Source organism: Bradyrhizobium sp. UFLA05-153 (genome assembly GCF_054185185.1).
The window spans coordinates 1-20,619 of sequence record NZ_JBBIAM010000090.1 but is presented as its reverse complement, the minus strand read 5'-3'; the positions used below and the strand labels follow the sequence as shown (position 1 = coordinate 20,619).

The window sequence follows — 20,619 nt, the reverse complement described above, 5'->3', positions numbered from 1 at the left end:
TTCGTTCGACCGCCTGCCGCCTCAAACTCCCAAACGAAGCACCGCGGATGCCGAACGACAAACGCGGACCGGAGAGTCGGCTGCAAGGGCGAACAGCACTTAATGCACCGCCGGTCGATCCGGCGATCAGGACAACCCACTCGGGCCACAGCATCTTCGAATGCGTGCTTTTGACCGGGACCTGATCCGCGGAGGGCAGTATGGCCAGCGGTCATGGCTACCGCGCAAACAGGCCGAACACATGGCCGCTCCGACCAACGCCGCAAAGTGAAGATTCTACTTGCCAACCCGGAGCCGTCCACACATGGCCCTAAGCCGTTGTGATGTCGGCTGTCGGCGGTAAACCGGACGCGGGGATGTGCTTGCCTCGACCGCCGCTTTTGACGACCCAAACCGCTCATCCAGGAAGCGCACCTAGACAGGCTGTCTAGACTGGGGGATTATGCGGCAAGAGGCGAACCGGGGCGCCGCCATGGAGCTCGGAGGTTGGCTACGGAGGCTGGGCCTCGACCAATATGAGGCGGCATTCCGCGAGAACGAGATTGACGGGACGATCCTCCCAAACCTGACGGCGGAGGACCTAAAGGATCTCGGCGTCTCTATTGTCGGCCACCGCCGCAAGCTCCTCGATGCGATCGCTGCTCTACGGACCGATGAGGGCGCTCAACCTTCCTCTGAGAATGAAGAACGTGCGTCTCGGTCGTTGGTAGGCCCGCAGGACCGCGCCGAGCGCCGCCACGTCACCGTGATGTTTTCTGACCTGGTCGGCTCCACGGCGCTCTCCGCGAGCATGGACCCCGAGGATTTGCGCGAGATCATTTCAGCGTACCAGAACTGCGTCGCTGACATTGTCAGACGCTTTGGGGGCTTCGTCGCGAAATACATGGGGGACGGGGTGCTCGTCTACTTTGGCTATCCGCAGGCGCACGAAGACGACGCTGAGCGAGCCGTGCGCGCAGCACTGGAGACGATTGCGGCAGTTGGGACACTCAAATTGTCCGTTACGCTGCAAACGCGCGTGGGTATTGCGACCGGGCTTGTGGTCATTGGCGATCTGATCGGATCAGGGGAGGCGCAGGAGCGCGGTATCGTCGGGGAAACACCCAACGTTGCCGCACGTCTGCAAGGCGTTGCTGAGCCCAACGCGGTGCTCATTGCCGAGAGCACGCGAAGGCTCCTGGGCAATCTGTTTGACCTGAAGGACCTTGGACCCCAGGAGCTCAAAGGCATCCCCGGTAGCATCAGAGCCTGGGTAGCACTGCGACCTTCTTTGGCCGAGGGCCGCTTCGAGGCTCTACACGCAGGTGGCCTCACTGAACTCATCGGCCGCCAAGAAGAGTTCGAATTGCTGCTTCGGAGGTGGTGCACGGCAAAGACAGGCGAAGGCCAGGTGGTGCTGCTCTCGGGTGAGGCGGGCATCGGAAAATCGCGGCTCACGGCCGCGCTGCTGGAACGCCTCGCCGCCGAACCGCACACCCGTTTGCGGTACTTCTGCTCGCCCCAGCACACAAATAGCGCCCTCTATCCGATCATCGGCCAGATGGAGCGTGCTGCTGGGTTCGCGCATCACGACGAGTTGCAAGCGAGGCTCGACAAGCTCGATGCCGTGCTTGTGCAGACCTTGACCTCAGCCCAGGATGCCGCCCTTTTTGCGGAGATGCTGTCGCTCTTGAATGATGGACGGTATGCCGTGCTCGAGTTGACGCCGCAGCAACGCAGGCAGAAAACGCTGAAAGCGCTAATCTCACAATTGGAGGCGCTGACCCGCCGGAATCCAGTGCTGATGATTTTCGAGGATGCGCATTGGGCTGACCCCACAAGCTTGGAAGCGTTCTGTCGGGTTGTGGATGTGATCGCGACCCTTCCCGTGCTGTTGATCGTGACTTTCCGGCCGGAGTTCGATGCGCCCTGGATCGGACGGCCTTACATCTCAGCGCTGATGCTCAATCGGCTAACGGAGCGCGACGTTGTCGCCATGATCGATGGTCTCATGGGCAGCGCGCCGCTGCCGCCCGGCATCCGGGAGAACATCGTTGAGCGCACCGACGGAATTCCTCTGTTCGTGGAGGAGATGACAAGGGCGATTCTGGAAGCGGAGAGCGAAAGCGAAGCGCGGCGGACCGCTGCTGAGGTTCCGTCCCCGGCAACGGCTGTCCCGGCAAGCCTGCATGCGTCGCTCATGGCGCGGCTCGACCGGCTCGGCCCCGCGAAGGAGGTGGCGCAGATTGGGGCGGCAATCGGGCGGGAGTTCTCCCATCCGCTGCTGGCCGCGGTTGCGAGCAAGCCAGAGGCGGAGTTGGGAGCAGCGCTCGACCGTCTCGTTGACGCCGGATTATTATTCCGGCGTGGCGTGCCGCCGGATGCGACCTACCTGTTCAAGCATGCTCTGGTGCAAGACGCGGCCTACGGCACGTTGCTACGCGAGCCGAGACGCGCGCTTCACGCCCGCATCGCCCAACGCCTTGAAAATCAGTTCGCGGAGACCGCCGAGAGCCAGCCGGAGCTGCTTGCGCGCCACTGCACCGAGGCCGGGCTTATAGAGAAGGCCGCGGGGCTGTGGGGAAAGGCGGGCCAGCGGTCGCTGGCACGCTCGGCGCTTGTCGAAGCCACAGAGCAGCTCACACGGGCTCTCAGCCAGATTGCGAGCTCGCCTGGCACTCCCGCGCTACGACGCGAAGAAATCAGGCTTCAAGTCGCGATCATAACTCCGCTCCTGCATGTGAAAGGCTATGCGTCACCGGAAGTCAAGGCGGCTGCGGAGCGCGCGCGTCACTTGATCGAACGAGCTGAAACCCTGGGGGAGCCTCCCGAGGACCCGCTGCTATTGTTTTCCGTCCTTTACGGCTTCTGGACCGCAAGCTATGTCGCGTTCAACGGTGACGTGATGCGCGAGGTCGCGGCGCAGGTTCTGACACTCGCAGAAAAGCAAGGGGCCATAGTGCCGCTAATGCTCGGGCATCGCCTTATGGCCAATTCTCTACTGGTCACGGGAGACATCGCGGAAAGCCGACCCCACTACGATCAGGCGATCGCGCTGTATGATCCTGCTGAGCATCGTCAGCTTGCGACGCGCTTTGGCCAAGACGCCCAGGTTTCCGCCTTGTCCTATCGAGCGATAGGTTTGTGGCTGCTTGGCTATCCCGAAGCCGCGCGCGCAGACACCGAGCGCGCGCTCAAGTATGCGCGCGAGATCAACCAACCTGCAACTTTATTGTTTGCGCTGCTCCACGGATCATTGACAGATATTCTGTGCGGAGATTACGCGGCAGCCAATGCGAAAGTTGATGAGATTGTCACGTTGGCGGATGAAAAGGGCTCCTTTTTTTGGAAGGTGGCCGGAGTGATGAACCGAGGCTGCGTGTTGATCTTAGACGGCAACGCCCACGACGCGGTCCAAATAATGACCTCCGCAATCACTGCGTATCGATCAACCGGATCAACGCTTTGGATGCCGTGGTACTTGGCAGAGTTGGCGAGGGCCTATGCTCAGCTCGATCGCTTCGATGACGCTTGGCGCTGCATTGGCGAAGCGATGGCGGCGATAGACACAACCAAGGAAAGGTGGCGCGAAGCTGACATCCACCGAATCGCGGGCGAAATTGCGCTGACGTCGCCCGAGCGGGATGTGGCGATAGCGGAGGCCTGCTTTGAGCGCGCGCTCGCGATCGCCTGCGAGCAGAAGGCAAAATCCTGGGAGCTACGGGCAGCGATAAGCATGGCGCAGCTCTGGCGCGACCAAGGTAAGCGGAACGAGGCGCGCGAGCTGCTCGCGCCGATCTATTGTTGGTTCACCGAAGGCTTCGGCAGCCGCGACCTGAAGGAAGCGAAGTCGCTGCTCGACGAGCTCACGCGATGAATGACGGGCGACTTCCGGTATGCTGCACCACCACCGCTCTTCCAAAAACCAAGGCTGGCCGCCGGTGGCGGTGCCTGCGGTGGCTGTAGTTGCGTCCCCTGTGCCTACTGGCCGCAACCTCCGCAGCCTCCGAAGGCAACGCAGCCGACACAGCATAAGAAGAAGCCTCCGCACCGCACGAACTAAATGGCGTCCGGCACAGCCGCCTCAGTCAAGCTTTACGCGACGGAGCCCACAAAACCGGGGGCGGATGCAAGGAAGAAACAACCGCACGCCAAGACCTCTAGGTTGTGCTACTTTACAGCGCGTTGCTGCCTACGCCTTGCAGCAGCGAGGCCGACGCCGGAAGCAAGACAACGCTGGAGCCAGACCATGAAGACGATAGCCGCGGCTGCCGCGCTCCTGATCTGGTCCTGCATTTCGACACTCGCGCAAGACGCCGGCGCGTCGCTCTATGCGCAGCGCTGCGCGCAATGTCACGACAACGGCAGCGCCGGGGCCCGCGCGCCCAGCCGCAGTGTCCTGCAGTCGATGCCGTTCGACGCAGTCGTGCGCTCAATCACCACGGGCACCATGGGCTTGATCACGCAGGGTTGGACTGATGCCGATCGCGCAGCGGTCGCCTCCTTCGTGACCGGGAAAACCGCTGACGCCCCGAGCGCTGCGGACAACGCAGCCGGGCAATGCGCGCGGGATCACGCCAGCCTTCGTCTCGACGGACCACGCTGGAACGGTTGGGGCGTCGATCTCGCGAACAGCCGCTTCCAGCCGGCAGAGATGGCTGGGATCACGAAGGCGACGGTTTCACGGTTGCAGCTAAAATGGGCGTTCGGCTTTCCCGGCGCGACAGTTGTCAACGCCCAACCGACCGTCGTCGGCGGATGGCTTTTCGTCGCCGGAGCCGACCTCAAGGTCTACGCGCTCGATGCGAAGAGCGGTTGCACACGCTGGGCATTTCCGACTGAGGCGCGGGTCCGCACCGCAATCAGCGTGGCGCCGATCACTGGCACCGACCAGATCGCCATCTATTTCGGCGACGTCCGCTCCAACGTTTATGCGGTGAACGCTGCGACCGGCGCGCTGATCTGGAAGACCAGGGTGGAGGAGCATCTGGCGGCGCGGATCACCGCCGCGCCTGTGCTTTACTCCGGCGTGGCCTATGTGGCGGTTGCCTCGATCGAGGAGGCCATCGCATCCCGCTCCGCTTACCAATGCTGCACGTTTCGTGGCAGCGTCGTGGCGCTGAATGCAGCAAACGGCGCACAGATCTGGAAGACGTACACGATTCCCGAAGCGCCGCACCCGACCACCCGCAATGCGATGGGCACGCAGCTGCACGGTCCGTCGGGCGCGTCGATCTGGTCGGCGCCCACGATCGACGTCCAGCGCCGCGCGCTCTATGTCGCGACCGGCAACAGCTATTCGAACCCACCCGCCGACACCAGCGACGCGATCCTTGCGCTCGATCTCGAAAGCGGGAGGGAGCTATGGCATCGGCAGGTCACACCGGCGGACGCCTACATCTCCGCATGCTACTCTCCCTCCGATTACTTCAACTGTCCTGAGAACCACGGTCCGGACCACGATTTCGGCCAGTCGGCGATCCTGGTGACGTTGCGCAACGGACAGCGCGAACTGGTCGTCGGCCAGAAATCCGGCGTGGCGCATGCCTTGGATCCCGACCAGGAGGGCAAGGTCCTGTGGCAGACGCGGGTCGGCAAGGGCGGCGCACTCGGTGGCATCATGTGGGGCTCCGCCGCCGACCAGGATCGCGTCTATGTCGCCAACTCCGATCTGTGGTTTCTCTCCGACGGCACGCGGCGGCTCGATCCCGCGGCCGGCGGCGGTCTGTTCGCGCTCGATCTGGCCAACGGGAAAATCATGATGCAGGTGCCGCCGGTGCCATGCGGCGAGCGCAGCCAGTGCAGCCCCGCGCTCTCGGCGGCCGTGTCGCTGATTCCTGGCGTGGTGTTCTCGGGCGGGGTCAGCGGCTTCCTGCGCGCCTACGCGACCGATGACGGCCGCCTACTATGGGAGATCGACACCGCGCGTGACTATGCCACGGTCAATGGCATTCCGGCACATGGCGGCGCCATCGACGGCCCCGGCCCCGTCATCGTCGACGGCATGCTCTACGTCAACTCCGGGTACGGGCAATGGAGCGGCCTCCCCGGCAACGCGCTGCTTGCCTTCGATGTGCGGTAGGCGGGCGGTGTCTCTACGCAACTATAACTTCCGGATTTGGCGGTTGAAGGATGTCTGCTATTCCGCCGCTGTCAGGGGGTAAGCAGACCTTCGGACGAACGGGCCAAAATGGCGCGAGTGACCCAATGTATGGTCCGGCCGTGCGGTGCAAGAAGATTTCGACGGACCAGTAGATGCGGTCTTGCATCAATGTATCCGGTCTCTGCTTGGAGCGCAGTGCTCCGGGCCATCATGGATATCAGCGCGTATGCGATCTGGTTAGCGGACAGACCTCGGACGGGCCATTTGGGTCACCAGTGTTCGCATGCGCCGGGAAGACCGAGTCTCCATCGTCGTCTCATCCTCTCGCAGACCTCGGCGGGTAAGGTGTCGTTACGTCATCGATAGCTCCTCACTTCGCGCCGTTCCTTTGTTCGTGCCTGCCGTTCGTTCCTTCGTCCCGGCCTGCGCGCGCAGACGCGCCGCGCGCAAGGGGCCGTCAAGGCCGGCCGTCGTGCTGTCCTGACGTCTCGCTCTACGCTGCCAGGCTGCGCCTTGACGGCTCCGAGCACGGCGCGAGGATCAGCCAGGTCAGGACGCCGTCGCCTCAGCCTTGACGCACTCGAAGGCGCGTCCCTTGTTGAGGACCGCCCAGGCGATCCGGGCGAGCTTGTTGGCGAGCGCAATCGCCAGCACGTTGTGATGCAATCGCTTCTTGGCAGCTTCGATCCAAGATTTGAGGCCGTAGCGCTCCCAGCACCTGACCTTGACCAGCACAACCCACGCGGCTTGCACGAACAGCGCGCGCAGGTAGCGATTGCCGCGCCTTGATATACTGCCGAGGATCGTGCGGTCACCGGTCGATATCTGCTTCGGCACCAGTCCAAGCCAGGCGCCGAAGTCGCGGCCCTTCGAGAACACGTCGCCGGTGCCGATCGCGGCCACCATTGCGCTCGAGATGATCGGGCCAATGCCAGGCACCGTCATCAGTCGTTGGCAGGCCTGATCTTGACGGGCCAGTGTTTCGATCTCGCCAGATAGCTCCTCGATACGCTGATCCAGCCGGCGCCAGTCTTCCGCCAGCCCCTCGATGATGAGCAACATGCGAGGCGAGAGCACGTCGGTGCGTGTCGCCAAGATACTCGGCAACTCGAACCGCAGGGAATGCAGGCCTCGCCGCACGGCGATGCCCCGCTCCAGCAGGAACGCACGGATCTGATTGATGACGCCGGTACGCTGGCCGACCAATCGATCGCGGACGCGGTGCAGTGCCTGAAGGTCGAGCTGATCGGCGGTCTTGGTCGCGACGAACTTCATGGTCGGGCGTTGGACAGCCTCGGCGATGGCTTCCGCATCTCGGAAGTCATTCTTCTGTCCCTTTGAATACGGGCGCACGTATTTCGCCGGCATCAGGCGGGCGTCGTGGCCAAGCATTTGGAGTTTGCGGCTGAGATGATGGGCGCCGACGCATGCCTCCATACCGATCAAGCACGGCGGCAGGTTGGCGAGCCGTGTTTCCACTTGGCCGCGCGACCACTTCTGCCGCAGCACGATGGCGCCGCGGTGATCATGACCCACGAGGTGGAACGAGTTCTTGCCGATATCGATGCCGATCACGGAGATCGCTGTGTTGAGGTTCTGAGACATGGCATGCTCCTTGAGTTGAGCGCCCCTTGCCAGCTTCTCGCACTGGCGGGGCTGGAGCACGGCCGGACCATCCCATTAGCCGACAATTCCAGAGTCTCTGGGCCACAGTTTGGGGTCATTATTGCCGTTCGGACCATCAGGGCCTAACCTCGCCAGCACGAGCTGCGAGGGATTACGGCTTTGCTGAGATTTGTTCTAGGTGTCGTGGCGTTGTTGTTATCGTTGCAAGAGATGGCAATTGCCCAGTCCGGTCGGCGGGTAGCCCTAGCGGTTGGCGTCTCCAACTACACTCACGTACCGCGCCTTTCGAATCCGTCCAACGACGCACTCGACGTGTCTAACGCCTTCTACCGCTTGGGCTTCGAGGTCCGGACACTGATCGATCCCGATCGCCCAGCGCTAGAAGAGGCTATCCGAAAATTGGGCAGAAATGCCGAGGGCGCAGAGGCCAGCGTGTTCTACTATTCCGGTCATGCGCTGGAGGTGAACGGACAGAACCTGCTCGTGCCTGCGTCGGCCGACATTCGCACCGAACGCGATCTGCGCTTCGAGACGGTCGATCTTGACAGTGTGTTGGATAGTGTTTCGGGCCGCAGCAAAATCTCGCTGCTTATATTGGATTCCTGCAGAGATAATCCGTTTATCAAACAATTGGCTGGGAGTTATCGATCGGTAAGTGCACGAGGTCTCGGTCCCGTTAACGCTGCCATGGGAACTTTGATCGTCTTCTCGACCGCTCCCGGAAGCACTGCTTTTGATGGCGATTCAAGAAACAGTCCGTTCACTGCGGCTCTACTTCACAATGTTGAGCGATCGGGTGTTGAGGTTCGCCACATGCTTGGCGATGTTCGACGCGAGGTTCGCGAGGCTACGGGCGGAAGGCAGATACCGTGGGAAAATTCAGCACTCGAGGGTGACTTTTACTTCAAGCCTGACAGGACAGAAAGGCAACCTAACGCGTCGTCCTCACCAGTTGGCACAGCTGAATTCCAGCAGAATTTTCAGAAAGCACTTAAGAAGGTCCTGCCGGATTACGGTCAGCCAAACCTGCAGAGCACGACGACTGCTTACGCTGAAATGCGGGCGAACAAGGCCCAGGCAGCTTCACGAGAAAGCAATGCAACATGGCGCGTCGGGCCGCGCGAGAGTGCCTATGCTGCAGAACAGGGGGCACTCGAAGGCTGTCAAATACGCTACGGGAGCCCCTGTATTCTTGTGGCGGTCAATGAGACGATCTCGGAGATGCCCTCAGACAATAGCTGGACGAGCCGTGGCATGAGCCGAGTCAGCTATGAGGGGCAATTTGACCCAGCTCAGATACCGGTTCTCACTCCGAGTTGGCGTGCTCGGCCCGAGGTCACTGATTATCTCTCAAAACCTGCCCCGAAGGCGGCGGCGATTCACCCCCGGGGGCGGATTTTCATTTCATCGAACCAAGCCGATCTGCGATCGGCGGAGGCATACGCCCTGGCAAAGTGTAACGATGATCCGGATAGGTCGCACAAGGACGGGCCTTGCTTTCTCTACGCCCTCAATAATCACGTCGTTCTGCCACTGCGTATTATCGCGCCTAGGGTGCCAGCCGAGACCATTTCCGATGCTGTAAGGCTTGTTGCCCCTTCGAGGGTCGAGGAAGTCTATCGTTCAACTAACGGTCACAAGGCTCTGGCGATCGACCCTGACAGCGGCAAATATAGTGATTGGTCGGGAGCTCCTAGTACGGATATTGCGGAGCGCATGGCGCTTGCGAATTGCCAAGTAGTCTCCAACAACCCTTGCGTTCTTATCGCCAAGGACGACTCACTCATCGCTAGCGATCCGCTCGTGGCTCCCCGCCGCGACATCGATGAGGTACATTATTCGGGTCGATATAGAACGGATAAACTGCCATTTCTTCCGCGTGTGAGTTTGGACGTTGTTCGCAGCTACAGCGTAATTTGGCAGTCAAAGGCAATGGCGGTGAAGCCGGGGCAGCTTGCCAAGTATATTTCAGCGACCGGCAGCACTGTCAAAGAGGCTGAGCAGAAGGCCCTCGCCGAATGCAATCAATTACCCGGGCTGCCCTGCATGTTGTATGCCGTAGATGACCAGGTTGTACTCCCTGAGAGGAAGACCGACCCAGACCCATAGATGCGATGTCCACACATGGCCCCTCGCGTCATTTGCTGCGTTTGCTCATATGCCGGCGCTATCGGGACCGAAGCGGACATCGATTGGTAGCGAGCACTGCCCGGCTCAGTCGCGAATGACCCGAAGCGGCCCTCATTGATCTAGCTCAATATGGAAGCGTGACACTCTGTCTCCATCATGCCCGAGCACCATGAATCGATATCTTAAAGGTGCGTCTGCGGCCGTGTTCTGCCTGCTGCTATCTCGATACTCTCATTTTGGTGCGTTTAGGAGTTCTTTAGAGGCTTAGAGCGCGGGACGCTCGATTTCTCCTGAGAGCCCGCGCGCCAGGAATCGAAGACAGTTCGAGAAAGAGAGGCTTGCGTTGCTAAACGGATATTCTGGAACTGCGATTGCGGAAGCTGGCTATGAAGAACTCTCGGACGCGCAAAATCCTTGTCGCTGCTATCCTGGTGATTGCGTTGGCGGCGATGCTCGCCGTTGTCAACTCATTCGGGTTTAGCCCTGACCCAGGTGACACCTCGACTTTCATGGCTCGAGCGCAGCAGAAGTCTGCCTCCGGAATCAAGGTGGATGCCAGCGCACTCGGCGAGAGCGAAAGTCGCCAGTTCTTTGGGGAAAATCTTGCCAGACGTAACATTCAACCCGTCTGGCTATCCATCGAGAACCAGACCGATGACCAACTCACCTTCATTCCCGTCGCGACGGACCCAGATTACTATTCACCCTACGAGGTTGCTTATCGATTTCGCGGCCTGATGTCCTTTGCCGCCAATCGTGCGCGCAACGAGTTCTTTCTGAGCCACCAAATCGCAAACGTCCTCCCGGCCCACTCGAAAACGACCGGCTTTATGTATGGCGTCCTCGACGCCGGTATCAAATATGCTCATATCGTCATAGCCGGGCCGAAACGTGTTGAGACCTTTGAGTTTGCGTTGCCCGTCCCGGGACCAAAGTTTGTCGGTACCGACATTGGCACTGATACCATCTATCCTGGCAAGAAGATCAACGATCTCGACCTTGAGTCATTGAGAACGACGTTTGCGAAGCAGGTCTGCTGCACCACCAACGCTGACGACACGCGCAACGGCGATCCGCTCAATCTCGTCATTGTCGAAAACCGGCAAAGTCCGATTGTTCCTTTCATCTCCCGTGGCTGGCATCTTGCCAGGCAACTCGATTTCGCAAGTGACATCGAAACTGCGCGGGCCTTCATTTTTCGAGATGAGTTTCTGACTTCTCCGGTGAGTCCGCTGTACGTCTTCAATCGCAGGGAAGACTTCGTTCTGCAAAAGGCCCGATCGACAATAAATGAACGCGTTCATGCACGGTTCTGGCTTACGCCGTACACGTTTGAGGGACGAAGAGTATGGATCGGGCAGGTGAGCAGGGATATCGGAGTGCGCCTCACTACTCAGACATGGAATTTGACCACGCATAAAGTCGCGCCCGACGTCGATTTTGACCGCGCTTATATGCTGCAGGACATGTTGCTGTCCGGATTTGTCGAACGATACGGCTACGTCGATGGCGTTGGTGCAGCCCCGGCTTCCGCACCGCGCACGAATCTCACCGGCGATCCCTATTACACTGACGGATTGCGCGCTGTGATATTCCTCTCGAATCAAACTGCACCGCTCGGAAATATCGAAAGACTTCCCTGGAACATTCCATTGGCGCCGCGTGAGGAAGCCGGTCGCGACGCTCAGTAGTCCGACCTGGATCGTGGATCGAACAATTTCAACCGGCGGCAGGATACATCGACCGCATCCTCCGGGGTGCCAATCTTGCCGATCTGCCGGTCCAACTGCCTGGCAAATTCAAAATGGCCAACGCGCTTGGCCACGCGGTGGACACCGATGCTGCTCGCGCGCCCAGGGGTGACCGAATGATGTCGCCTATTGGCCGTGCGCCCCGAAGGCGCGAACCATCAGTAGAGGAGGATTCTACCCGGAAAGTTGTCGATTGGTCCGGTAGCTAGCGAGCAGCTTGGTCGGGTAACCGGCTGGGTTGGAGCCTCGCGACAAAGGTCGCCGATAGGGCGGCTGAGCGATCCGGCGGGCCGTAACGTGAGTAAAGCCTGAGCAGGCCTCGAAAGTGACAATGCGGATGCCGACCCTCCGGCCAATTGGGGAAGGCTGCATAAGCGGGGAAGCAATCGACATGTGCACCCGCTTAATCCGCCGGGGTAGTGGGCACGGCACGTTGGAAAGGTGGTTCGAGTAATCGGGGGAGACCCGTTGATGACGAGGGTAGCGGCCTCGACGTCGCGACAGGCGGCGGTCACAGCGGGAGTCGGACAGGGTCGTAGGAGCGCTGATGCCGTGTAATGGCGGCGGAGCAAAGGACCCTGACTTCTGGTGCGCTTTTGACGAGGGTGAGGTGAAGGTGATTGGCGATGAGCCTGGCAACGCCTGAAAAGATCCGGAGAAAGCTCTATTGCAAGGCTAAGGCGGAGCCCGCCTTTCGCTTCTACGTGCTTTACGACAAGATCTGCCGAGAAGACATCTTGCGCCATGCCTATGTGCTGGCTCGCGGCAACGCGGGCGCACCGGGGGTGGACGGAATGACCTTCGCGGCGATTGAAACGTCGCGCCTAGAGGCGTGGCTGGCGGGCTTGCGCGAGGAATTGGTCTCGAAGACGTACCGGCCCAGTCCGGTGCGGCGGGTGATGATCCCGAAGCGGAATGGGGAAGGCGAGCGTCCGCTCGGCATACCGACGATCCGCGACCGGGTGGTTCAAACCGCCGCCAAGCTGGTGTTGGAACCGATCTTTGAGGCTGACTTCGAGGACAATGCCTACGGCTATCGTCCCGCGCGCGGGGCGGTGGACGCAGTCAAGGAAGTCCACCGGCTCATCTGTCGGGGTTACACCGACGTGGTCGATGCTGATTTATCCCGCTACTTCGATACGATTCCGCATTCCGATCTTATGAAGTCGGTGGCGCGTCGGATCGTCGATCGGCACGTGCTGCGGCTGATCAAGTTGTGGCTCAAAGCGCCGATCGAAGAACGGGATGACAATGGGACCCGGCGCATCAGTGGAGGCAAGAGCAACACTCGCGGCACGCCGCAAGGTGGCGTTGCGAGCCCACTGCTTGCCAACATCTATATGAATCGGTTCCTGAAGCATTGGCGGCTGACGGGCTGTGGGGAAGCGTTCCGTGCGGACGTTGTCGCGTACGCCGACGACTTCGTCATCCTCAGCTGCGGATACGCGACTGAGGCTCTGGCATGGACGAAGGCGGTGATGACCAAACTCGGGCTCACACTCAACGAGGCTAAAACCTCTGTGAGGAACGCTCGACAAGAACGCTTCGACTTCCTGGGCTACTCGTTCGGACCGCATCGCTTCAAAGCGAACGGTAAGTGGTATCTGAGCGCGAGCCCGTCCAAGAAGAGTATCCAACGGCTCAAGACGGAGGTTCGGCGACTGCTGGTGCCCAGCAACCTCGATCCGTGGGATGAAGTGCGCGACACGCTGAACAGGTCACTGCTCGGTTGGTCAAACTACTTCAGCTTCGGAACGCGGAGTTCGGCCTACCGGGCTGTCGACCACTATGCCTATGAGCGCGTACGAGACTTCCTTGCCAGACGGCACAAAGGTGGCAGGGCGCGGCACACGGCGGTTCTCTCTTGAAGTTGTCTACGGAGAATGCGGCCTGCTGCGTCTCGAACGCCTGCCCCGGATTGCCACGTCGAATGCCTCGCGATGAAACTGGTCGGAGAGCTGGATGCCGGAAATCGGCACGTCCAGTTCGATGAGCGGGGACGGGAAACGGAGTGTTGGCCATCGGCCCCAAGCCACCGCGCCCGTCCTCGACTCTACCTTCGCGACATACACCGCCACGCATCCTCGGTCGCGAACGGGGCATAGCGGAAATCGACAGGCCGACGTCTATTGCAGAGGGCGACGCTCGTGACCCAACTGCGACATTGGCGGCGCCCAGCCGGTATTCGCCCGAGGTCGTTTGAGCTCTTTCAAAGCATGCATCCAGACAGCTACAATGCGTCTTGGTCAGGCTTGGCGGCATGCATGAGGCGGCGGGATTTCCTCAGAGCGGCGAGTGGCGCGGTGGCAACATGGCCGCTTGCCGTGCACGCCCAGCGACCCAAGAACATGCCGCGGCTCTGCTTCCTAACGTTCGATCCAGACGCGTCGAGGTCGACCCGATTTGGCCCTTTCTTCGACGGCCTGCGCGACCTTGGCTATGTGGACGGGCAAACTATCAGCATCGACTACCTTTCTGCGGACGGACATGGCGAGCGGTTTCCCACCCTCGCTGCTGAATGTCTGCGCCTCAAGGCGGACATCATCGTCGCAAGCACTACCCCAGCCACTCAGGTCGCCAAGACCGCGACACGCACGATCCCAATCGTCATGCTCGCACTCGCCGATCCGGTGGCGGCCGGGCTTGTAAACAGCGTCGCCCGGCCCGGGGCAAACGTCACCGGAAGTTCAATGATGATTTCCGAGCTGTCGGCCAAGCGTCTTGCTTTGTTGAAGGAGATCGCGCCCAAAATCTCGCGGGTGCTCGTGCTGGCCTACCCCGCCGACCCGATTGCAGCCGTACAGGTGAAGGCACTGAAGGAGGCAGCCCCCTCGTTGGGCTTGATGCTGCAGGTTCAGGACATCCAGACCGCCGACGACCTTCCAGCCGCGTTCGACGCCGGAGCCAAAGAAAGTGCCGAAGGGCTCATCGTCGGAGCCGAGAGTATATTCCTTGTTTACCGTGCGCGAGTCACCGAACTTGCGGCCCGCTACAGATTGCCCGCGATATATCCTTTTTCGATGCAAGTTACGAACGCCGGCGGACTAATGGCCTATGGCGCCAGGCCGTGGCAGCGGTTCTGGTACATCACCTGGCCGCTGCTGCTGCCCGTGACCATGGTCGTGGTTCTGTTCTCGGTGATTCAGAGCCCGTGCCCAGGCTGCCAGCAAATGGAAAATTCAGCCGCGACAAGGCATAGCCAGACCAGCCGTAAAGTAAGTTTTGATGCAGGCAGCCCCATCAGCATGTCCCGCTCAGTCGGTCGGCTTAAGAAAGGCGTCAAGGCCTACTGGTGGTTGACGACTCGTTCAGCATCTTGATCCGCCCGATCGCCTCAAGGGTCGGCATCAGCAACACGAATAAGCTGGGCCACTTCCGGTTTCGTGACGGGTTTCATTTGATTTCTGACTCGCCACTCTGTTGCAGTACTTACAACAGCTTGATTTGAACCTTACGGATTTTGATCGTTCCGGCACCGTGTTGCAGGGCAATCGAGCCTTCATCGAACATCCCATTCCGCAGCTCGGCCGTTTTGTGTCCGTTGAGCACGACCGTGATGTCGCGTCCCTTCGCCGTGATCTCGAACGTATTCCATTTGCCGCCGGCTTTCGGCATCGGATTGATCTCGACGTAGCGTGTGATCGCGCCAGTGCCGTAACTCGGATCGGGACGCTGGTCAAAGATATTCGCTTCGTAGCAGGTACGGTCGGTGATCGTTTTGGCATCGAGGCACCGGAAATAGATCCCGCTGTTTGCATCGGCGCTCGGCCAGAATTCGACACGCAACACAAAGTCCTTGTACGGTTTCTTGCTCACGAGATAACCGGCCTCTTTGCCGTCCATCTTGTCGGCAATCACCGTGTCGTCCACCAGATGCCAATTGGAGTTGCCGACCTGATCCCATTGTTCGAGGTCTTTGCCGTCGAAGAGCGTGATCCAGCCGGCTTCCTGGGCTTTAGCCTGCGGCAGCGCCTGGCTCACGGCGAAACTTGATGCGACGAGTGCAAGAACGAAATGCGGAGAACGCCGTGATGTTATTAGCATGAGGGACTCCTCCTTGGTCATCCGCCAGTGGTTTCGCCGGTCCCGGCAGCCTTCGTTTGGCTATTGGTCTCGCATTGGCATGTCCCTGACAAAGAGGACAGTTTGTGTATTTGCGCGCCGAGACGGCGCGCAAATATTGGACTACCTGACGTCGTGGCCCTTTTGTCGCGTCAAGCGTTATCAGTGCCGCTGACGTCTACCAGATAGAATCCTCCTTGGAGCGTGTCATGGCTTCATGGAGCCCTGCGCACTCGTGTAGACCGCATAGAGCGAACTCGAGCCACAGATGTAGAGCCTGTTTCGTTGCTGGCCGCCGAAGCACAGGTTGGCGACGGTTTCCGGAATGTGGATCTTGCCGAGCAGTTCGCCGGCGGGCGTATAGCAGCGCACGCCGTCCTCGTTCGGATCGCCCCAGCCGACTGACAACCAGACGCGCCCCTCGGTGTCGGTGCGCACCCCGTCGGTGATGCTGGGCTTGGGCATTTCCGCAAACACTTTGCTGTTCGACAACTTGCCGGTGCTCACATCGAGATCGAACGAACGGATATGCGAGGGGTTGGTCGGGCCACTGATCCAGGCGCGAGGTGCCACACACTTGGGTCGACCGGGAGCGGCGATCCCGGTCAAGGACCGTCAGATCTATTCGGCCGCGATTGGATGCGCGATCCAACCCTGACCCGTGCTGCCGAACGCGAACCCCTCGTAGCCCTTCCCGGCGACTTCGGCGCACTTCCTGCGATATCCGCCGACGCCTTCCGGACCAAGGTACGGCAAGAAGCGGCGCGCCTTGCCCTCGATGTTGGCGCCCATGTACCAGGAATTGGCGCCCGTCATCAAAGTCGCGTTTACGATCTCTGCGACGTGGGCACCCCACGCATCTTGTGCCTGCGGCGTCGCCTCGACGGTTGAAAGCTTGTTTCTTCGCATGTGGGCGATGCATTCAGTAACCCACTCAACGTGCTGCTCTATGGATACCGGCATGTTCGACAGCACCGAGGGGCTTTGCGGGCCCGTGATCGTGAATAGGTTCGGATAGCCGGTGACTGCCACGCCAAGATAGGTCTGCGGCCCGTCCTCCCACTCCTGGGCCAGCACCCTGCCGCCGCGGCCCTTGATGCCGAGTTTCTTCAGTGGGCCGGTCAACGCATCGAACCCTGTAGCGACTACGATGATGTCGAGCGGGTACTCCTTGCCGCCCGCGCGAATGCCATTCGGCGTAATCTCTTCGATCGGGCCGTCCGTGGCCGCATCGACCAGCGTCACGTTCTTCTTGTTGAAAGTCTCGAAGTAGTTGGTGTCCAGCGGCTGCCGCTTTGTGCCGTAGGGATAAGACTTTGGCGTAAGTTTGTCGGCGACCGCTGGATCATTGACGGTCGAACGGATCTTGCGCTTGAGATAGTCGGCAATGAGATCGTTCGCCTCCTTGGAGAAGAACATGTCCTGGTAGTTGGCGAGCCAGAATGCGAAGCCGCCAGTGTCCCACATCCTATCGAACTCTCGCTCGCGCTCGTCGGGCGTGGTGTCGAGAACCGCCTTCGGCATGAAGTTCAGCTCGAAGCCGAAGAAGGAGTCCTTAATGCGCTGGCGGATCCCGTCGTAATCGGCCTTGCGCGCCCTGGTGACCTCGGGATCGACACAGCCATTGCGCGCCGGCACGCAATAAGCCGGCGTACGCTGGAATACGGTCAGATGCTTGGCCTGTTGCGCGATTTCCGGGATCGCCTGCACCGCGGTGGCGCCCGTGCCGATCACGCCTACGCGCTTGGCGGTGAAGTCGACGCCGTCGTGCGGCCACTGGCTGGTGTGGTAGCATTTGCCCTTGAATGACTCCAAACCCTTGAACGGAGGCACGTTGGCGGTCGACAAAGCGCCGACCGCGGTGATGACAAAGCGGGCCGTCACCGCGTCGCCTTGCTCGGTGCGGACTGTCCAGAGCTCGTTCTTGTCGTCGAAGATGACCTCGGTGACGCGTTTGCCGAATTGGATGTCGGGCTTGAGGTCGAATCGTTCCGCGCAGTGCTCGAGATAGCGCAGGATCTCATCCTGCTCGGGATAGCGCTCTGACCAGTTCCATTCCTGCAGCAGGTTCTTGTCGAACGTGTAGCAGTAGATGTAGCTGTCGGAATCGCAGCGTGCGCCCGGATAGCGATTCCAGTACCAGGTCCCGCCAACCCCGTCGCCGGCCTCGAACACGGTGACGTTGAGGTCGAGCTTGTCGCGCAGCGAGTGCAGCATGTACATGCCGGAAAAGCCGGCTCCGATGATGACGGCGTCAAAGTGGGTTTTCTTGCCCGCTCCTGGTGAACTACCCTGCGCATTTGTCATAACATACCTCCGTTGTGAGCAGTTGTTGTCGGCATCGAGGAGGCTCTCTGTGGCTCCGTCATTTCAAATGTGTAGCTGCGATGTCGGTCCGACCACAGGCCGGACGCGGCATCGTCGATACATTGAAGACTAAGTCCGCGCGCCTGACTTACGCCGCCGCGCGCACCTCGCCGCTCTGATAGGCGGCCGTCTCGAAGTTCATGTAACCGACAAACGAAGTCGGATCGCCGAAGGGGAGAATCTGCGTTGCCCAATATCCGCCGAACCCGTTCTTGCGGTCGATCCAGTAGAACGTGTTGGCGAGACCGGCCCAACCGAGCGACCCTGCCGGCCTGCCGGTCGGCGCGTCCTCGTCGTTGAGCATGAAGGTGTAGCACCAGGACTTCTTCAGGCCCGGGAAGAACTCGGCATCGTTCGACAGGGTCGCGATCACGCCGGGCAGCATCACAACGCTCTGATCCGCCCTGAGGCCGTTGCGGACTGCGGCCGCGACTGTCTCCGGCTTGAGCACGCGGCCGTCCGGCCCGGCGCCATCGTTCAGCCACATGCGGATAAACTTCATGTACTCGCCGATCGAGGCGTAGAGCCCGTGGCCGCCCATGTGGACTTCCGGGTCAGGAGGCAACTGCATGTCGGGAAGCGGCGTCAACGACCCGTCGGTCCCGCGCTGGTGGATGACGGCAAGGCGCGACCGCATCGAAGGTGTCAGGGAGAAGGCGATCTCCTCCATCCCGAGCGGTGCAAAGATCCGCTCCTTCATGACTTCGCCGAGGCGCTTGCCGCGGATGCTCTCGACGATCTGGCCGCACCAATCAATGTTGCTGCCATACTCCCACTTGTCGCCGGGATCGAACAGCAGCGGTGTCATCAGCGACGCCTTCGAGCAGGTGACCACGCTCGGCTGGCCCTGCTCCTGGGCCAGGCGGAAGTAGCTGGCATTAAAGAAGTCATAGCCGAGGCCGGCCGTGTGCAGCATCAGCATGCGGGTGGTGATGTCGCGTTTCGGCGCGCGCATCCTCGGATTGCCGCTTGCATCGAATCCTTCGAGCACTTCGAGCTTGCCAATGTCCGGAACGTAGGTTTTGGCCGGAGCATCCAGGTCGAGCTTGCCCTCCTCGACGCATTGCAGGATGGCCGTGCCGGTGATCGCCTTCGTGGTCGAGAAGATGGCGAAGACGGTGTCAGCAGTCATGGCCTGACCACCGCTAAGCATACGCTCGCCGGCAGCGCCTTCGTAGATGTTAGCGGAACGGTCGGTGATCATCGCGACTACGCCGGGGACACGGTCTTTGCCCGTCACGACACTTTGCAAAATCCCATCACATGCGGTTCTCAAGTTGCTGGTCATTGCCGTTCCTCCCGTTTGAAATTCGCTCGGTGCGATCCTGCTTCTTCTCGACAGGCTGCCGACCGGTCCCGTGGAACAACTCAGCCGTCAGGCTGGGTGAAAGCCGCTCTTCAGTTCAATTGTCCCAACACGGAATGTGCGGACGAAAATCGCGCAGCAGCCAAAGCGATTGGCGGTTTGATCATGATCTGGCTCGAGGTCATGGACTTAGACCGAGCATCATCAAGCCTAGACCGATTTCTTGCAGTGAGCCAAGTATTTTCCCTATTGGCATTGAAGGCACGAGAACTTCGATGCTTGCCGATCTTGCGGCATGGAAGCAGTGCTGACCTTTGATGTTCTTCCGCGGCGCGTAGGCCACCACGAGGATCTCGTCGAGTTAAGTGGCGATGTTCTGCTGTTGGCCCTGAGCTGCCTATCTAAACAGGGCGGAGTTGGTCCGCTCCGCCCCGGTGATTCAGACGTCAACTTGTTCTGCTATTGCGAGCGCGTCGTCGGCCTCGATTCCCAGATATCGAACGGTACTCTCGATTTTCGTGTGACCCAATAAGAGCTGCACGGCTCGCAAGTTGCCCGTGCGGCGATAGATGAGGGTCGCTTTTGTTCGACGTAACGAATGTGTCCCGAACAGGTGCGGATCCGGGCATACACTGGCGAGCCAACCAGACAACAGCCGTGCGTACTGCCGGGTGGTCAGGCTGCAGTTGGGTCCACGTCGGCCGGTGAACAGATATTCGCCCGGCTTCTTGCCGGTCGCCTTCAGATAGTCGTCGACGGCTTCGCGCGTTGACTCGGTCAGTTCGAACTTGACCGGCCGGCCCGTCTTCTTCTGCCGAACGCTCGCGCGATCGGCGGCATAGCCGCTTGGCGCGACGTCATCGACCTTCAGCGCCAGGACATCGCAGCCACGAAGTTTACTGTCGATGGCCACGTTAAACAGAGCCAGGTCACGGAGCCGGCCTTCGACTTGGAGCTTTGTCCGGATGGACCAGACGTGCTTGGGGCGGAGTGGCGGCTTCGCCCCCACGATCTTTCCCTTGTTCCACGGGACGTGATGTGAGGTGTTTTCGATGGTGCTTGAAGCTTCGGTCATGGTGACCTCCTCAGTTAATGAGGTCGGTCATTTTCAAGCCGGCAACTTGCTAAAATAACGTCGCCTTTCGGACCTGGCTGTGTGAAAAGCCACGAGTCGGCTAGGATTCCTCTGTTTCCTGATGGGGGATACGGATGGGACGTTTCGTTGAAGGCGCGGACAGATCCCAGCTGACGCTCTTGCCGGAATGTCTGGAGGATTGGGTAAGCGAGGAAAACGC

General features: G+C 60.4%; 12 protein-coding genes. 6 read left to right on the top strand and 6 right to left on the bottom strand.

Annotated elements, in window-relative coordinates; genetic code table 11:
* The first annotated feature begins 472 nt into the window (after positions 1-472).
* Positions 473-3,856 (top strand): adenylate/guanylate cyclase domain-containing protein, encoded by a 3,384-nt coding sequence (locus Q2941_RS36505; RefSeq protein WP_458195517.1) that lies wholly within the window; start codon positions 473-475, stop codon positions 3,854-3,856.
* Positions 3,857-4,228: 372 nt separating this feature from the next.
* Positions 4,229-6,061: an outer membrane protein assembly factor BamB family protein gene (locus tag Q2941_RS36500; RefSeq protein WP_458195516.1), complete on the top strand. Its 1,833-nt coding sequence runs from the start codon at positions 4,229-4,231 to the stop codon at positions 6,059-6,061.
* A 570-nt stretch (positions 6,062-6,631) separates the two neighbouring features.
* Here Q2941_RS36500 and Q2941_RS36495 read toward each other — a convergent pair.
* Positions 6,632-7,687, bottom strand: a complete 1,056-nt coding sequence (locus Q2941_RS36495; protein WP_458195515.1) for an IS110 family RNA-guided transposase — start codon at positions 7,685-7,687, stop codon at positions 6,632-6,634.
* Between the two features lie 231 nt (positions 7,688-7,918).
* Here Q2941_RS36495 and Q2941_RS36490 point away from each other — a divergent pair, with 231 nt between their 5' ends.
* The 4 genes from Q2941_RS36490 (at position 7,919) to Q2941_RS36475 (ending at position 14,909) form a co-directional block, all read left to right on the top strand.
* Positions 7,919-9,817: a caspase family protein gene (locus Q2941_RS36490; protein ID WP_458195532.1), complete on the top strand. Its 1,899-nt coding sequence runs from the start codon at positions 7,919-7,921 to the stop codon at positions 9,815-9,817.
* A gap of 407 nt (positions 9,818-10,224) precedes the next feature.
* Positions 10,225-11,529 carry an LssY C-terminal domain-containing protein gene (locus Q2941_RS36485; RefSeq protein ID WP_458195514.1) on the top strand — a complete coding sequence of 435 codons (1,305 nt, stop codon included), beginning with the start codon at positions 10,225-10,227 and terminating at the stop codon, positions 11,527-11,529.
* Positions 11,530-12,215: 686 nt separating this feature from the next.
* The gene (ltrA, locus tag Q2941_RS36480) at positions 12,216-13,457 is read left to right on the top strand and encodes a group II intron reverse transcriptase/maturase (RefSeq protein WP_458195513.1); all 1,242 of its coding nucleotides are present in this window, start codon (positions 12,216-12,218) and stop codon (positions 13,455-13,457) included.
* 435 nt (positions 13,458-13,892) lie between these two features.
* Positions 13,893-14,909, top strand: coding sequence for an ABC transporter substrate-binding protein (locus Q2941_RS36475; RefSeq protein ID WP_458195512.1), 1,017 nt, complete (start codon positions 13,893-13,895; stop codon positions 14,907-14,909).
* Positions 14,910-15,018: 109 nt separating this feature from the next.
* On the opposite strand, the gene Q2941_RS36470 is transcribed toward Q2941_RS36475, so the two are convergent.
* From Q2941_RS36470 to Q2941_RS36450, 5 genes are all read right to left on the bottom strand, one after another.
* A complete protein-coding gene (locus Q2941_RS36470; protein ID WP_458195511.1) occupies positions 15,019-15,654 on the bottom strand; it encodes a 3-keto-disaccharide hydrolase in 636 nt (211 codons plus the stop codon).
* A 204-nt stretch (positions 15,655-15,858) separates the two neighbouring features.
* Positions 15,859-16,260 (bottom strand): SMP-30/gluconolactonase/LRE family protein, encoded by a 402-nt coding sequence (locus Q2941_RS36465; protein WP_458195510.1) that lies wholly within the window; start codon positions 16,258-16,260, stop codon positions 15,859-15,861.
* A 12-nt stretch (positions 16,261-16,272) separates the two neighbouring features.
* Positions 16,273-17,958: a flavin-containing monooxygenase gene (locus tag Q2941_RS36460; protein WP_458195509.1), complete on the bottom strand. Its 1,686-nt coding sequence runs from the start codon at positions 17,956-17,958 to the stop codon at positions 16,273-16,275.
* Between the two features lie 148 nt (positions 17,959-18,106).
* Complete coding sequence (acmB, locus tag Q2941_RS36455; RefSeq protein ID WP_458195508.1) at positions 18,107-19,306, bottom strand: methyl acetate hydrolase AcmB; 1,200 nt, start codon at positions 19,304-19,306, stop codon at positions 18,107-18,109.
* A gap of 457 nt (positions 19,307-19,763) precedes the next feature.
* Positions 19,764-20,399, bottom strand: coding sequence for a tyrosine-type recombinase/integrase (locus tag Q2941_RS36450; RefSeq protein ID WP_458195507.1), 636 nt, complete (start codon positions 20,397-20,399; stop codon positions 19,764-19,766).
* Positions 20,400-20,619: the final 220 nt, after the last annotated feature.

Bases quoted from the DNA above. Each gene is read 5' to 3' on its own strand.
- Q2941_RS36505 (WP_458195517.1), top strand. From the start codon at position 473: ATGGAGCTCGGAGGTTGGCTACGGAGGCTGGGCCTCGACCAATATGAG.
- Q2941_RS36500 (WP_458195516.1), top strand. From the start codon at position 4,229: ATGAAGACGATAGCCGCGGCTGCCGCGCTCCTGATCTGGTCCTGCATT.
- Q2941_RS36495 (WP_458195515.1), bottom strand. From the start codon at position 7,687: ATGTCTCAGAACCTCAACACAGCGATCTCCGTGATCGGCATCGATATC.
- Q2941_RS36490 (WP_458195532.1), top strand. From the start codon at position 7,919: ATGGCAATTGCCCAGTCCGGTCGGCGGGTAGCCCTAGCGGTTGGCGTC.
- Q2941_RS36485 (WP_458195514.1), top strand. From the start codon at position 10,225: ATGAAGAACTCTCGGACGCGCAAAATCCTTGTCGCTGCTATCCTGGTG.
- ltrA (WP_458195513.1), top strand. From the start codon at position 12,216: ATGAGCCTGGCAACGCCTGAAAAGATCCGGAGAAAGCTCTATTGCAAG.
- Q2941_RS36470 (WP_458195511.1), bottom strand. From the start codon at position 15,654: ATGACCAAGGAGGAGTCCCTCATGCTAATAACATCACGGCGTTCTCCG.
- Q2941_RS36460 (WP_458195509.1), bottom strand. From the start codon at position 17,958: ATGACAAATGCGCAGGGTAGTTCACCAGGAGCGGGCAAGAAAACCCAC.
- acmB (WP_458195508.1), bottom strand. From the start codon at position 19,306: ATGACCAGCAACTTGAGAACCGCATGTGATGGGATTTTGCAAAGTGTC.
- Q2941_RS36450 (WP_458195507.1), bottom strand. From the start codon at position 20,399: ATGACCGAAGCTTCAAGCACCATCGAAAACACCTCACATCACGTCCCG.